The following is a 14,453-nucleotide window of genomic DNA, read 5'->3' on the forward strand; positions in this document are numbered from 1 at the left end:
AAGCTTTATGAGAAAAATTGCTTTAGGTTCGGTTTGTTTATTTATTTTATGGGGTAATTTTGTCAAAGCCCTTGAGGTAACTGTGGATCCTTTCGGTTATTTGGGTGTTTTATATAATCAGGGAATTCAGTCTAGTCCGCATAGTTATATCGGCCTGAATGCAAGAGCAGGAGCAAATTTTATCCTCGATAACAATTGGAGTTTGGGGCTTGGTGCTATCGGGGCTTGGAGCGTATTCAGTCATAAGGATGATAATGCTCCTTACAGCAATAGCGGGGATATTTCGGATGCTTATGTAAAATATGATACCGAAAGGCTTAAATTTGCACTTGGAAGATATAACACTGACTTTCTTGAATTTGATTGGATGGCAGGGAATGTACAAGGAGCTTCCATTAGGATTAATGATAGGAAGATGAATTATTGGGGAATTTTTATGGATTCGATGCTCTATAACGGGTATCAATACAGCGGGCAACAAGGTAATAGGATTGCTACTGATTTAAATTCTTTATCAGCCTATAATCCCGGCGCAAAGAAAAATTATGTTGGCGGAGAAGTGATTGCAGGCGGGGTTGATTACACTTATAAAGGGTTTAGAATCTCACCTTTTGTATTGATAGATACCCAACTTCCAACCATAACAAAAGGCGTTCTTGTTCAGGTTGGGGCGAAAGCGGGGTATGCAACCGTGATTGCTGATGCTTTTAAATCTGTCACGCTTTTGCGCGGTATGTTTCAATATGGGGATACAGATGGTTTGGCTGGCGATGATTTAGCAGGTCTTATTTGGATTGACCAAACCTTTAAGTATAAATTATTTAATTTTGGAGCAGGTTTTTATGCGGTTCCTGGGGCTGATAAAAAAGGTTCGCTATGGACATTTAATGATCGAACGAAGTTCTATGGAAGGGGCATTAATTCTCCGGGTGTGCCGGCTGTTTATTTTGCCAATGCAACGGTTGCAGGTTATTTATTTGGGGGTTTGGAGACTAATAGAGTCAGAGTGGATGCGATGGTTGCTTTTGGAAATTATCAAGAATATTCTTTAATGGCAGATTATAAAATATGGCAACATCGAAATATGAAGTTCAATGCGGGCGGGGGTTATGTTTATTCCTATTCATCTAAAGTACTTAATTCTATTGGAGATAGTTCGCTAGTATTTTTTGGTAAATTTTCTTATTGATTTAAAAAGATTTGTTTTAGTCGATTTAGGGAATGTTTGGATTATTATCTGACAAACTTGTTTATTTAAGGATGGTGAAATGAAAAGTAAGGTTATTCGATCGATCGTATTGGCGGGAACTTTTTTAAGTGGGGCCGGAGCAGCTGATTTTGATGTTTTCGGGCATGTCGGAGGATTTTTTAACAAGGGTTTTGGAGATGGTAATAAGATGTATGATGCCAAAGATGGAAAAACCAAAAATGCCGATTATGCAGGTATAACTGCTCAATTAGGATTAGATATAGGGTTTGGAAATCTTCATATAGGGGCAGCTGGATGGGGAGCTTTCCCTGTATATGGCACTCCTAAAGATGCTTTTGATGGACGCAATTATGCACAGTATATGTATACTACCAATTATGCCGATTTATCAGATTTGTATGTGAAATATGATGGAGAAATCGAACTCGCTGTTGGTCGTTTTGATAATGAATTTTTAAAATCTGATTGGATAGTCGGGCATACTCAAGGGGTTGCTGCCAAATGGGATACAAAATATTTTGGAGCGTGGGCTACTTGGGTTAATGATTACTCGACTTTTGGTTATCAACCCAATCGTTTTGGATCTGAACTCAGTCAGTTTAGGAGATATTCTTCTAGTTTTAATAATTTTGATATAGGTCAGCGAGATCTTTTTGCAGGTGGCATTAATATTGATTTGGGATTTTTGAAAATCGATCCATTTATTCATTATTGGTTAGGCGGCAATTATTATGCTGGCAATCATTCTATGGTGCAGGCAGGAACTAAAGTTGCACTTGAATTAGGAAGCGATAATGGAATCAAATCAATTTCATCAGCAAGGTTTTTGTGGCAAAATATATTAGATGTCAATAAAGATGACACGATTTTATTTTGGATAGATGAAGAGCTTCGCTTTAAAGATATGATAAAAGTAGGTGCAGGCTGGTATACTGTGGGTAAAAATAATGGGATTTATGCTATCAACGATCGAAGCAGATTTTATGGCTGGAGATATTTGACTGGAAATTTCAGCAATTATTATTTTGGTACAAATGAAAGTAGCTGGTATGCTTTTGCAGGACTTGAGACAAAAGTAATCAATTTTGATTTGCTTTATGCTAATGGGGATTATAATGAATTTTCTGCGATTGTTTCTTGGAATGTCTTTCAGATGAAAGATGATCTTGGTTTACAAATCGGTGGGGGTTATGTCAGCAATGGTTTCCAGAGCAAACAAAAACAGCAAAATAATGCTGTAATCTTTGCTAAGATATCTTTTTAAACTTCTTAATTCTTCTTTTGACCATCTTTATGATGGTCGTTTTTATTCTTGACTCAGATCTAAAATATTTCTTTTGATTATTTGTAATATCTATTTGTTCATATACAGACACAACAAAAAGGAGCAAGAATGAGAAAAAAATATTTTGGTTCTATGGTGTTGCTACTTGCAGCAAGCTTTGGTTCTAGTAGTGCAATGGAGTTGAAACAATTTGGCTGGTTGGCGGGGTTTTACAATCAAGGACTAGCAAATACTCAAATGAGTGGTAGTAAGAGTCAAAGCTCTTATGCTGGTCTCCAATCTAGGATAGGGGTAAATTGGAATATGGGTTATGGTTGGAGTTCAGGAGCTGCTGTAGTGGCTGCACTTCCTGTTATGCAAAGCTCAAAAGCATATTCAAAATCTTATTATACCGATTCGGGAGATTTTTCTGATTTGTATGTTCGATATGCCAATGAGGGATTTAAATTTGCCTTAGGTAGATTTATGTCTGATGAATTTATCGCCTCTGATTGGATAGCTGGACCTCTTCAAGGCGGAGCAATTCGTTATACCAATAGTTTTTTTGACGTATGGGGAACGGTGATGGATTCAAAACTTGGTCTTGGAAAACAATTGGGCAGATATGGTTCGGAATTGAGTTGGTTAAAAGCCTATAATCCTACGATTAAAGAAAAAAGTATGGGTGGAGAGGTTTTATCTGGAGGTTTTGGATTTAAAAAATGGGGCTTTAGTATCGATCCTTATATCTTCTATAATACTAATGTTGTTTTAGCGAATGGACTCTATGGCAATAAAGGTCTTTTGCAGGCAGGTTTTAATGGTTCTTATGCTTATTCTAATAACTCTTTAAAAGCGATCACCACACTTAAATTTATGTTTCAAAACACTGAAGCTAGAAATGTTGCCTTAGGAATTCATGGTGGCTTGCCTTATAATGACTCTATCAATGCAAAAAGCAATAAAGATAATACTTTTTTTGTTTTGATTGAAGAAGAATTAAGGTATCAAGCTTTCAAGGCCGGAGTAGGGTATTATCAAATTGATAGTGGAGCAGGTATTTGGTCTGTCAATGATAAAATGAGGTTTTATGGAAAATATGTCAATGGCATTGGGACTTCAAATTATTTGGCTAGAGGAGCTTATTCAGGTTATGTTTTCTTAGGTTATGATGCTGATAGAATCAAGATTGATTTTCTTTATGCAGGAGGATCTTATAACGAAATTTCTTTAGCAACAATGTATCGTGCCTATAAGGGTAAAGATTCGGCTTTAGATATCGGAGGGGCTTATGTGAATTCAGGAGGCTCTATTTCAAAGAATTCCAACGCTTTGGTATTGTTTAGCAAACTTTCTTTTTAGAAATTTTTTCCATCGGGGATTTAATCCCCTACTTTTATTTTTCTTTCACATTTTTCTATCGTGCTGAGTCTGTGAGCAATAATAATAAGAGTTTTATTCCTTGCAATATTATAAATTTCATCCATTATTTTTGTTTCAGTATCTGTATCCAAGGCGCTAGTAGCTTCATCAAGTACTAGAATTTCAGGATCATTATAAATCGCCCTTGCAATCCCTATGCGTTGTTTTTGTCCCCCACTGAGTTTGATGCCTCCATCTCCCACTAGAGTTTCTAATCCTTCATTTTCGACTAAAAAATCATAGATATTTGCCATTTTGCATGCCCAAATAAGCTTGTTTTTATCCATTTCGCTTCCAAAGGCCACATTTTCTGCCACAGTGCCTTCAAATAAATAAATATTTTGAGGGATATAGCCTATTTTTTTTCTCCACGTTTTGATATTTTTGTTTGTAAGCTTTGTGTTATCAATATAAATTTCTCCTGAAGTTGGTTGATATATCCCGATAATGAGATCGACCAAGGTTGATTTTCCTGCTCCGCTTGGACCGATAAAAGCAATTTTATCGCCCTTATAGATAGTGAGGTTAAAATTTTTAATAATGGTTTTTTGTCGGGTATAGCCAAAATTAATATTTTTAAGCGTAATGCTATTGTTAAAATCAAGAGGTTCTTCGCTCTCTTCTTTAGTTTGATAAACTAGATCATTATAGACTATCTCTAGGGATTTTTGACTAAAAATAATAAAACCATAACTCGACATTATCTTATTGACAGAAGGCAAGATCCGATATAACGCTAAAGCATACATTGAAATAATTGGCAATACCGCACTTGCATCGTTGTATCGATAAAGAATGTAAGCCACGCTGCCAATAAGGATACTAAAACCAACGGTTTCTAAAATATTTTTGGGGAGTTGGTTTAGGGTTTGATAAATAATTTGGGCATTAGCTCTTTTTTTGCCGGTGTTATTGAAGTTTGCATAAACTTTTTCTTCGTTCCCTCTGAGTTTAATGATCTTGAAGTTTCCAAAATTTTTTGAGAGAATTTTAAAAAATTTTTCCTCCATTTGGGCACGGATATTGCCTTGATTTTTGATGACTTTTCCAATACTTTTTATGATAAAAAGAATCTTAAAGCCTAAAATAAAACTCAAAACAATAGTCATTTTCCAACTCACTAAAAGCAAAAGGATATATAAAAGCAAGATAGTAAAAATTTCTGAAAATATGGTTAGAAAATATTGGAAACACTGGGCGGCGTTTAATGATTCAGAAATGATTGTGCTACGAATTTTATCAGTGTTTTTATTTGTAAATTCAAGATAGGTTAAATTCATACTTTTGCAAAAAAGTTTATAAGAAAAATAATGGTATTTTCTAAAGGCAAAACGATTTAAGGCATATGTGTAGGCAATATTGTAGAATGCTCTAAAGATATAAAAAACAATCAATATAAAGCTAAAGGTAAGCATAAAGTTTAGGGTTGATTTGAATTCGAAAAACTCATAAATAAATTTTGAAAACTTGTTTTGAAGAATGAGACTTGGGGTGCTTGCAAATGTGATGAAAGGCATAATAATACTGATACCAAAAGTTTCTATAATCGATAAAAATATGGTTGCAAATAGCAAAATAACAAGAATTATTTTGTCCCGCTTGGTAATGAGGTGCCGAAGTTTATCAAGAATATTAAAGAAATTATTTTTTTTCATTTTTGCTCCAAATACCATTCATATACTTTTTGAATGCCTTTTTCGAGAGTGATTTCAGGTTCCCAACCCAGATTATTTATTTTTGAAGAATCCAAAAGTTTTTGATAAGTGCCATCAGGCTTTGAGGGATCAAATACAATTTTACCTTTGAAGCCTGAGATTTTTTGGATTAACAAAGCTAATTCTTTAATACTGATATCACTTCCATAACCGATATTGATATGTGTATTTTTTATTGTTTTAAGATCTTTTGCTAAATCTTTGAAGTCAATATTTTCCATAATATAAACACAGGCTTTTGCCATATCCAAGCTATATAGAAATTCTCTTCGAGGGTTTCCGCTACCCCAAAGCACTATAGTGTCTGAATTGTTTGATTTGGCTTCGTAAAATTTTCGAATCAGTGCAGGTAAAACATGAGAGGTTTCTAAATCAAAGTTATCGTTTTCTCCATAGAGATTTGTGGGCATTGCAGAGATAAAATTGCACCCGTATTGCAAACTGAAAGCCTCGCACATTTTAAGACCGGTAATTTTTGCGATGGCATAAGGTTCATTTGTATATTCAAGCTCATTTGTGAGCAGATAAGATTCCTTAATGGGTTGGGGAGAATGTTTTGGATAAATACAACTTGAACCTAAAAATAAGAGTTTTTTTGCGTGATATTTATAGGCATTATAAATCACATTATTTTGGATTGCAAGATTTTGATAGATAAAATCTGCGCGATAGAGGTTGTTTGCGTTGATTCCTCCTACTTTTGCAGCGGCTAAAAAAATATATTCTGGCATTTCTTTTTCAAAAAAGGCTTGTGTTTGAGCAGAATCGGTTAAATCAAGTTCTGCACGGGTTTTTGTGAGAAGATTTTCATAACCTTTTGTTTTTAAAACTTTCATAATAGCTGAACCTACCAATCCTTTATGACCCGCAATGAAAATTTTAGAATCTTTTTTCATTATTTTTCCTTATTGTTTTTCGGATTGCTTGCAATGTATTTATTCAAAGTAACTCAAGATTTCATAACCTCCCTTTTGGAGATATTTATCTTTCTGTACTAGTTTTAAATCTGATTCCATCATTTCCTTTACCAAAGCTTTTAAATCGTATTCGGGAACCCAGCCAAGCTCTTCTTTTGCTTTGGTTGCATCGCCGATAAGCAAATCAACTTCTGTGGGGCGAAAATATTGTTTATCGACACTGATGACTTCTTTACCAATTGGGAGCTGAAAATCTTTGTTTTGGCATTTTACTACATAACCTTTTTCTTTTACGCCCTCTCCTTGAAATTCAATTGTAATCCCCACTTCTTCAAATGCCATTTTAACAAATTGGCGTACTTCTGTAGTAGTTCCGGTGGCAATTACCCAGTCTTGAGGTTTTTGAGCTTGAAGGATCATCCACATCATTCTGATATAATCTTTGGCATAACCCCAATCTCTTTTAGCCGAAAGATTACCAAGATAAAGTTTATCTTGAATTCCAAAAACAATTTTTGCCACCCCCCGTGTGATTTTTCGTGTTACGAATGTTTCCCCTCGGATCGGACTTTCGTGATTGAATAAAATTCCGTTGCTTGCAAAAATTCCATAGGCTTCACGATAATTTACCGTAATCCAATAAGCATAGAGTTTTGCGCAAGCATAGGGAGAGCGAGGATAAAAAGGAGTACTTTCTTTTTGTGGAATTTCTGATACTTTTCCAAAAAGCTCACTTGTTGAAGCTTGATAAATCTTTGTTTTTTGAGTCAAACCCAACAGTCTGACGGCCTCAAGAATTCTCAATGTCCCAATTCCATCAGCATTTGCAGTATATTCGGGAGTTTCAAATGAGACGGCTACGTGACTCATTGCGGCAAGATTATAAATTTCATCAGGTTGTACTTCTTGAATAATGCGCGTCAAATTCATTGAGTCGGTCATATCTCCATAGTGAAGAATAAAATTTCGATTTTGAATATGAGGATCTTGGTAGAGGTGATCAATGCGATCGGTATTAAAAAGAGAGCTTCTGCGTTTAATTCCATGAACTTCGTAGCCTTTTTTCAGTAAAAATTCTGCCAAATAAGCTCCGTCTTGTCCTGTGATACCTGTAATCAGTGCGACTTTCATTCATTATCCTCTAGTTTGGAGTAAAATTTAGATCATTTTAACATATTTCAAAATAGCGTTATTGTTTGCAATGAAAATTATGTTTTATTTTTTGAGGACCAAAGGATTTTCCTTAAATTTTTAGTAGGCATAGCATTAGCACCTTCTAAAATCATCTTCTATTCTGATGATATCATCTTCGCCAAGATACTCACCGACTTGTATTTCTATGATGACTAGATCAATTTTTCCCGGATTTTCTAAGCGATGAAGCTGCCCCATCGGAATATAAGTGGATTCATTGGCTTTTAAAAAAATTTCTTTATCTCCTATGGTGACGCTTGCACTCCCGCTTACTATTGTCCAATGTTCATTTCGATGAAAATGTTTTTGAAGACTAAGCCGAGATTTGGGTTTGACAATGATTTGTTTGATTTTATAGCTGGGAGATTCGAGTAGAACAGTGTAATTTCCCCACGGACGATAGGCGGTTGTATGGATTTGAGTCAGATTGGGGTGGGATTGCTTGAGTCGCTTGAGTACGTCTTTTATTTTCTGAGATTCCCCTTTTTTTGTGATCAGTAAGGAGTCTTTTGTATCAATAACAATCAAATCATTGATATTGATAGCGACGACAATTTTATCTGAAATGATAAAATTATTCTTACTCTCTGTTGCTATAAATGTGTTTTTAGATGCATTACCATTGGTATCTTTTTCCCATTCTTCACTAAGAGATTCAAAGCTTCCCATATCGTTCCATAGAAAATCCCCGATCACGCATTTGACTTTTTGACTTTTTTCCATCAGTGCGTAATCAATACTGATTTCAGGGATTTTTTTTGAAATCTCAGGATCTAAGCGAACGTATTCCCCGTCTTTTTTGGATATTTGATAGACCTCTTTGCATATTTTATAAACTTCTTTTGCGTGGAGTTCCATTTCACTAAGAAGAGTTGATGCTTTGAAGCAAAACATCCCGCTATTCCAGAAATAATTTTTTTCATTAATATATTTTTTCGCAATTTCTAGGCAGGGTTTTTCGACAAATTTTTCAACATTATCATTGTTTTTGCTTTGGATATATCCATATCCAGTATGGGGACTTGAGGGTTTGATTCCAAAGGTTACAAGATAATCTTGTTCTGCATATTGGACTGCTTTTTGAATGGCTTTTTCGTAATTTTTGGAGTTTTTGATAAGATGATCGCTTGGTAATGCTAAAATGATTTCATCTTCCCCATAATTTTTAATTGCGTCCAAAGCACTAAATACAAGTGCTGGAGCTGTATTTTTTCCGATGGATTCTAAAATATAGCTTTTAATTTCAACATTAGCATTTCTGGCTTGATCTTGAGCAAGAAAATAGTGATCTTGATTAGCAATTATTTGATAATGTCCATCGAATTTTTCGATAATCGGAATATTTCTAAGCAAAGTTTGAGTAAAAAAAGACGTATCTTCCAAGAGAGGAACAAATTGCTTGGGCAATAAAGAACGCGAAAGTGGCCATAATCTTGTCCCTGAACCTCCGCAAAGTATAGCGATCGTCATATTCTTAGATTCCTACATTAATATATTTCAAACTTTACAATTATATAAAATTATTAGGTTAAAACCCAATAGATTTGATATTTTTTATGGAATTCATATTTTTTAAATAAAACGCTTGACAGGGTAGGTTTAAAATAGGTATAATTTCGCCTTTATATTGAGTGTGCTGGTTTAGCTCAGTTGGTAGAGCAGCTGCCTTGTAAGCAGCAGGCCGGGGGTTCAAGTCCCTTAACCAGCTCCATTGTTTTTAAATTTTTCAAACCCTAAAACAGAATTCTCTGAATCAGTGTTTGACCAGTTTTGTTTGCTATAACTTTATTTTAGTTGTTTTGGTGAGATACTCAAGTGGCCAACGAGGGCAGACTGTAAATCTGCTGACTATGTCTTCCGTGGTTCGAATCCACGTCTCACCACCACTAAATTTTAAATCTTTGCCAAAGATTTATCAATCATATAGGTTATGGTTTAAGTTAAGATGCGGGAATAGCTCAGTTGGCTAGAGCATCAGCCTTCCAAGCTGAGGGTCGCGGGTTCGAGCCCCGTTTCCCGCTCCATTTTACTGGGAGCTGAACTTCTATTAAAAAAGTGTTCCTATAGCTCCAAATAATGCCCATATAGCTCAGTGGTAGAGCACTTCCTTGGTAAGGAAGAGGCCGGCGGTTCAATCCCGCTTATGGGCTCCAGTTTTTCTAAAGTAAAGATTTTAATACTTGAATGTTTTTGATATTTTTTAACATTATTGTAAGAACATTTTTATTAAAATCAGAATTCAAATTTTAATTTTCAGGAGAAAACAAATGGCGAAGGAAAAATTTGTCAAAACTAAACCCCATGTTAATATCGGGACTATTGGACACGTTGACCATGGTAAAACTACATTGAGTGCCGCTATTTCTGCTGTTTTGTCTCTTAAGGGTCTTGCTGAAATGAAAGACTATGACAACATAGACAATGCCCCAGAAGAAAAAGAAAGAGGTATTACAATTGCGACTTCTCATATTGAATATGAAACAGAAAATAGGCATTATGCCCACGTAGATTGCCCTGGACACGCAGACTATGTAAAAAATATGATCACAGGTGCAGCTCAAATGGATGGTGCAATATTGGTTGTTTCTGCAGCAGATGGTCCTATGCCTCAAACAAGAGAGCACATTCTTCTGTCTAGACAAGTAGGCGTTCCCTATATCGTGGTATTTTTAAATAAGCAAGATATGGTTGATGATCAAGAATTGCTTGATTTGGTTGAAATGGAAGTCAGAGAGCTTTTAAGTGCTTATGAATTCCCTGGTGATAATACTCCGATTGTTGCAGGGTCAGCTTTAAAAGCACTAGAAGAAGCTAAAGGTGGCAATGTCGGAGAATGGGGTGAAAAAATCCTCAAATTGATGGCAGAAGTTGATAGCTATATCCCAACTCCTGAAAGAGATACCGATAAAACTTTCTTGATGCCAGTTGAAGATGTTTTTTCTATTGCTGGTAGAGGAACTGTTGTAACAGGTAGAATTGAAAGAGGGATTGTAAAAGTTGGTGATGAAGTTGAAATTGTAGGTATTAGAGATACTCAAAAAACTACCGTTACCGGTGTTGAAATGTTTAGAAAAGAGTTGGATAAAGGTGAAGCCGGAGATAACGTCGGTGTTCTTTTGAGAGGAACTAAAAAAGAAGATGTTATTAGAGGTATGGTTTTGTGTAAGCCAGGTTCAATTACCCCTCATAAAAAATTTGAAGGCGAGATTTATGTTCTTTCAAAAGAAGAGGGTGGTAGACATACTCCATTCTTTGATGGTTATCGCCCTCAATTCTATGTTCGAACTACAGATGTAACCGGTTCTATCAAATTACCAGAAGGTGTTGAAATGGTTATGCCTGGCGACAATATAAAAATCAATGTTGAATTGATCAGTCCAATCGCTTTGGAGCTTGGAACCAAGTTTGCAATCAGAGAAGGTGGTCGAACAGTTGGTGCAGGTGTTGTAACAAAGATTATTGAGTAGAATTGGGAAAATATTATGAAAGTTAAAATAGGGCTAAAATGTTCTGAATGTGGTGATATTAACTACAGCACAACAAAGAATGCTAAAACAAATACGGAAAAACTGGAGCTCAAAAAATTCTGCCCTAGGCTTAATAAACATACTATTCATAAGGAAGTTAAGCTAAAAAGCTAGGATTTTTCCTAGCTTATAGGTCAGTAGCTCCAATGGTAGAGCGTCGGTCTCCAAAACCGAGTGTTGGGGGTTCGAATCCCTCCTGGCCTGCCATTTTTAAATTGGGGTATAATTTAGAAGTGAGATTTTATGAAAAAAATATTCGTATATTATAGATTGGCTAAAGAAGAATTATCAAAGGTAATTTTTCCTACTAAAGAACAAATAAGGAATGCTTCGATATCTGTTGTCGTTGTTGTTACTATTATTACTTTGTTTTTAGCACTAGTTGATCTTATTTTGTCTGCTTCTGTATCTAGTATTCTGTAATAGGAGATTTTATGTCATTAGATTGGTATGCTATACAGACTTATTCGGGTAGCGAGCAGGCTGTTAAAAGAGCAATTGAGAATCTTGTCAAAGAAAACAATATAGGCGATCGGTTAAAAGAGATTGTAGTTCCTACCGAAGATATTATTGAGGTTTCCAAAAAGAGCAAGAATAAAGTAACTGAACAAAGCCTTTATCCAGGTTATGTTTTTATCAAGGTTGATTTAGACACTGCTCTTTGGCATAAGATACAATCTCTTCCTAAGGTCGGTAGATTTATAGGTGAGAGTAAAAAGCCAACACCTCTTAGTGAAGCTGATATTAACCACATTCTTGAAAAGGTTAAAAATCGTGCTGCACCTAAACCAAAAATTTCTTTTGATCCTGGTGAAGTTGTGCGAATTGTGGAGGGTCCTTTTGCGAATTTTACGGCAACGGTTGAGGAATATGATATTGAACATAGAAAATTAAAATTAAATGTTTCTATTTTTGGTAGAAATACTCCTATAGAAATACTATATTCACAAGTAGAAAAAATAGTATAATTAAAAATATTTTTTTAAGGAAGTAATATGGCAAAGAAAATTGTTGGGGAGCTTAAGCTTCAAATTCCTGCTGGCAAAGCAAATCCTTCTCCACCTGTGGGACCTGCTTTGGGTCAAAGAGGGGTTAATATTATGGAATTTTGCAAAGCTTTCAATGAAAAAACAAAAGATATGGGTAGTTTTAATATTCCGGTAGTTATTACGGTTTATCAGGATAAGAGTTTTACTTTTATCACAAAAAAACCTCCTGTTACAGATTTGATTAAAAAGGCTGCAGGTATTGCAAAGGGTTCAGATAATCCATTGAAAAACAAGATTGCAAAATTGACTCAAAAACAAGTAGAGGAAATTGCAACTTTCAAAATGGAAGATTTGAATGCCAATACCCTTGAAGCAGCTAAAAATATTGTCTCTGGCAGTGCAAGAAGTATGGGTGTGGAAATCGTTAATTAGTAAAAATAATATGATGGAGTTTATGGTATGGAAAAAAAGGTAGCCAAAAGATTGCAAGGTTTACTTTCAAAAGTTGATAGTAATCGTATATATGATATAAGCAGTGGAGTAAGTACTGTTAAGTCTTTAGCATCTGCTAAATTTGACGAAACAGTAGAAGTAGCTCTTAGGCTTGGCGTAGACCCAAGACATGCCGATCAAATGATAAGAGGCGCTGTTGTATTGCCTCACGGAACGGGTAAAAAAATCAGAGTTGCTGTTTTTGCCAAAGGCATTAAAGCTGATGAAGCTAGAAATGCAGGGGCAGATATTGTTGGTGATGAGGATTTGGCAGAAGAAATCAAAAACGGTAATTTGAATTTTGATATGGTGATTGCAACCCCTGATATGATGGCACTTGTTGGAAAAGTTGGAAGAATATTGGGACCAAAGGGATTGATGCCAAACCCAAAAACTGGAACTGTAACAATGGAAATTGCTAAGGCGGTTACAAATGCCAAAAGCGGTCAGGTTAATTTCAGGGTTGATAAAAAAGGCAATATTCATGCCCCTATTGGAAAGGCAAGTTTTACTGAAGAAAAAATTAAAGAGAATATATTGGAATTTTTAAAAATAGTCAATCGTTTGAAACCTGCTAGTGCAAAAGGAAAATATATTCGAGGCGGCATATTGTCATTAACAATGTCTCCATCAATCAAGCTCGATTCTCAAGAGTTGATGGACGTTAAATAAAGTAAGTTCGATTTTATCTTTAGACTGAAGACCACAAGGGCTTTTGCTTAATTTGATTCATCTCCTTGTAGAAGTCTAGTCTAGAAAGGAGGAAAGAATGACCAAACTTCAAAAAAATCAGACAGTTGAGTATCTGACAGCGGAGTTTATTAATGCATCTGCTTTGATTGTATGCGACTATAAAGGTCTTGCGGTTAAAAATTTAGAAGAGCTTAGAATGTCTGCTAGAAGTCTGCAGATCAAGGTTCAGGTGGTTAAAAACACTTTAGCAGAAATTTCTATGAAGAATGCCCAGTACCCTGATTTGGATTTAAAGAATACAAATATTTTTATTTGGGGACAAGATCAAATAGCATTGTCTAAATTAGTCGCTAAATTCGGGCAAGATCATAAGGATAAATTTGCGATTAAAGCAGGATGTTTTGATAAAGAGAAAGTTGATGCTGATCATATTATGGCAATTTCGAAGTTGCCAAGCAAAGAAGAGCTTATTGGAATGCTATTGTCTGTTTGGACAGCTCCAGCTAGGTATTTTGTCACAGGATTAGATAATCTTAAAAAACAAAAAGAACAAGAATAAAAATTAAGGAGGCCATTATGGCGATTACAAAAGAAGAGATTTTAGATTATATTGGAAATTTATCAGTTCTTGAACTATCAGAACTTGTCAAAGCTTTTGAAGAAAAGTTTGGTGTAAGTGCTGCTCCAACCGTCGTTGCTGGAGCTGCTGCTGCAGGAGGTGCTGCGGCTGTTGAAGAAAAAACTGAATTTAACGTTGTTTTAATTGATAGCGGTGCTAATAAAATCAACGTTATTAAGGCAGTTAGAGAAATTACGGGGCTTGGTTTGAAAGAAGCCAAAGAAGCCACTGAAAATACTCCTCATACATTAAAAGAAGGTATCAACAAAGAAGATGCTGAGAATTTCAAGAAAAAACTTGAGGAAGCTGGCGCTAAGGTTGAAATTAAGTAATTTTAATTCAATTACATTTGAAGCACCCAAAAAACAAATATTATTGTTTTTTGGGTTATCGCAATTTATGGACGCTCCA

15 protein-coding genes and 5 tRNA genes are annotated in these 14,453 nt (G+C 35.3%); 16 read left to right on the forward strand and 4 right to left on the reverse strand.

What is annotated here, in order from left to right:
- Window positions 1-7 precede the first annotated feature (7 nt).
- The 3 genes from BKH41_RS04840 (at window position 8) to BKH41_RS04850 (ending at window position 3,836) form a co-directional block, all read left to right on the forward strand.
- On the forward strand, window positions 8-1,189 hold the full coding sequence (locus BKH41_RS04840; RefSeq protein WP_095297533.1) for a hypothetical protein: 1,182 nt from the start codon (window positions 8-10) through the stop codon (window positions 1,187-1,189).
- Between the two features lie 79 nt (window positions 1,190-1,268).
- Window positions 1,269-2,474 (forward strand): hypothetical protein, encoded by a 1,206-nt coding sequence (locus BKH41_RS04845; RefSeq protein WP_095297535.1) that lies wholly within the window; start codon window positions 1,269-1,271, stop codon window positions 2,472-2,474.
- A 129-nt stretch (window positions 2,475-2,603) separates the two neighbouring features.
- The gene (locus tag BKH41_RS04850; RefSeq protein ID WP_095297537.1) at window positions 2,604-3,836 is read left to right on the forward strand and encodes a hypothetical protein; all 1,233 of its coding nucleotides are present in this window, start codon (window positions 2,604-2,606) and stop codon (window positions 3,834-3,836) included.
- A gap of 20 nt (window positions 3,837-3,856) precedes the next feature.
- On the opposite strand, the gene BKH41_RS04855 is transcribed toward BKH41_RS04850, so the two are convergent.
- From BKH41_RS04855 to BKH41_RS04870, 4 genes are all read right to left on the reverse strand, one after another.
- Window positions 3,857-5,551, reverse strand: coding sequence for an ABC transporter ATP-binding protein (locus tag BKH41_RS04855; RefSeq protein ID WP_257875407.1), 1,695 nt, complete (start codon window positions 5,549-5,551; stop codon window positions 3,857-3,859).
- The gene (locus BKH41_RS04860) at window positions 5,548-6,507 is read right to left on the reverse strand and encodes a GDP-L-fucose synthase (protein ID WP_095297541.1); all 960 of its coding nucleotides are present in this window, start codon (window positions 6,505-6,507) and stop codon (window positions 5,548-5,550) included. Before BKH41_RS04860 ends, BKH41_RS04855 begins: the two co-directional genes overlap by 4 nt.
- A gap of 39 nt (window positions 6,508-6,546) precedes the next feature.
- Window positions 6,547-7,659 (reverse strand): GDP-mannose 4,6-dehydratase, encoded by a 1,113-nt coding sequence (gmd, locus tag BKH41_RS04865; protein ID WP_095297543.1) that lies wholly within the window; start codon window positions 7,657-7,659, stop codon window positions 6,547-6,549.
- A gap of 135 nt (window positions 7,660-7,794) precedes the next feature.
- Entirely contained in the window at window positions 7,795-9,192 is a 1,398-nt protein-coding gene (locus tag BKH41_RS04870) for a mannose-1-phosphate guanylyltransferase/mannose-6-phosphate isomerase (RefSeq protein WP_095297544.1), read from the reverse strand.
- 165 nt (window positions 9,193-9,357) lie between these two features.
- Between BKH41_RS04870 and BKH41_RS04875 the strand changes: the two genes are divergently transcribed.
- From BKH41_RS04875 to rplL, 13 genes are all read left to right on the forward strand, one after another.
- A tRNA-Thr gene (locus BKH41_RS04875) sits at window positions 9,358-9,433 on the forward strand.
- A 90-nt stretch (window positions 9,434-9,523) separates the two neighbouring features.
- Window positions 9,524-9,608, forward strand: a tRNA-Tyr gene (locus tag BKH41_RS04880).
- Window positions 9,609-9,669: 61 nt separating this feature from the next.
- Window positions 9,670-9,746: transfer RNA gene (locus BKH41_RS04885), tRNA-Gly, on the forward strand.
- A 54-nt stretch (window positions 9,747-9,800) separates the two neighbouring features.
- Window positions 9,801-9,875 (forward strand) — tRNA-Thr (locus BKH41_RS04890).
- Between the two features lie 114 nt (window positions 9,876-9,989).
- Window positions 9,990-11,189: an elongation factor Tu gene (gene tuf / locus BKH41_RS04895; RefSeq protein ID WP_095297546.1), complete on the forward strand. Its 1,200-nt coding sequence runs from the start codon at window positions 9,990-9,992 to the stop codon at window positions 11,187-11,189.
- Between the two features lie 15 nt (window positions 11,190-11,204).
- The gene (gene rpmG / locus BKH41_RS04900; RefSeq protein WP_095269274.1) at window positions 11,205-11,363 is read left to right on the forward strand and encodes a 50S ribosomal protein L33; all 159 of its coding nucleotides are present in this window, start codon (window positions 11,205-11,207) and stop codon (window positions 11,361-11,363) included.
- 17 nt (window positions 11,364-11,380) lie between these two features.
- Window positions 11,381-11,456: transfer RNA gene (locus tag BKH41_RS04905), tRNA-Trp, on the forward strand.
- A 36-nt stretch (window positions 11,457-11,492) separates the two neighbouring features.
- Entirely contained in the window at window positions 11,493-11,672 is a 180-nt protein-coding gene (secE, locus tag BKH41_RS04910; RefSeq protein WP_095297548.1) for a preprotein translocase subunit SecE, read from the forward strand.
- Between the two features lie 11 nt (window positions 11,673-11,683).
- Window positions 11,684-12,217, forward strand: a complete 534-nt coding sequence (gene nusG, locus BKH41_RS04915) for a transcription termination/antitermination protein NusG (protein ID WP_095297550.1) — start codon at window positions 11,684-11,686, stop codon at window positions 12,215-12,217.
- Window positions 12,218-12,244: 27 nt separating this feature from the next.
- Window positions 12,245-12,670 (forward strand): 50S ribosomal protein L11, encoded by a 426-nt coding sequence (gene rplK, locus BKH41_RS04920; RefSeq protein ID WP_095297552.1) that lies wholly within the window; start codon window positions 12,245-12,247, stop codon window positions 12,668-12,670.
- Between the two features lie 27 nt (window positions 12,671-12,697).
- Complete coding sequence (rplA, locus tag BKH41_RS04925) at window positions 12,698-13,402, forward strand: 50S ribosomal protein L1 (RefSeq protein WP_095297555.1); 705 nt, start codon at window positions 12,698-12,700, stop codon at window positions 13,400-13,402.
- A gap of 97 nt (window positions 13,403-13,499) precedes the next feature.
- Window positions 13,500-13,982, forward strand: a complete 483-nt coding sequence (rplJ, locus tag BKH41_RS04930; protein ID WP_095297558.1) for a 50S ribosomal protein L10 — start codon at window positions 13,500-13,502, stop codon at window positions 13,980-13,982.
- A gap of 17 nt (window positions 13,983-13,999) precedes the next feature.
- Window positions 14,000-14,374 carry a 50S ribosomal protein L7/L12 gene (rplL, locus tag BKH41_RS04935; RefSeq protein ID WP_095297560.1) on the forward strand — a complete coding sequence of 125 codons (375 nt, stop codon included), beginning with the start codon at window positions 14,000-14,002 and terminating at the stop codon, window positions 14,372-14,374.
- Window positions 14,375-14,453: the final 79 nt, after the last annotated feature.

Origin of the sequence: Helicobacter sp. 12S02232-10 (assembly GCF_002272895.1) — a bacterium.
Lineage (GTDB): Bacteria > Campylobacterota > Campylobacteria > Campylobacterales > Helicobacteraceae > Helicobacter_J.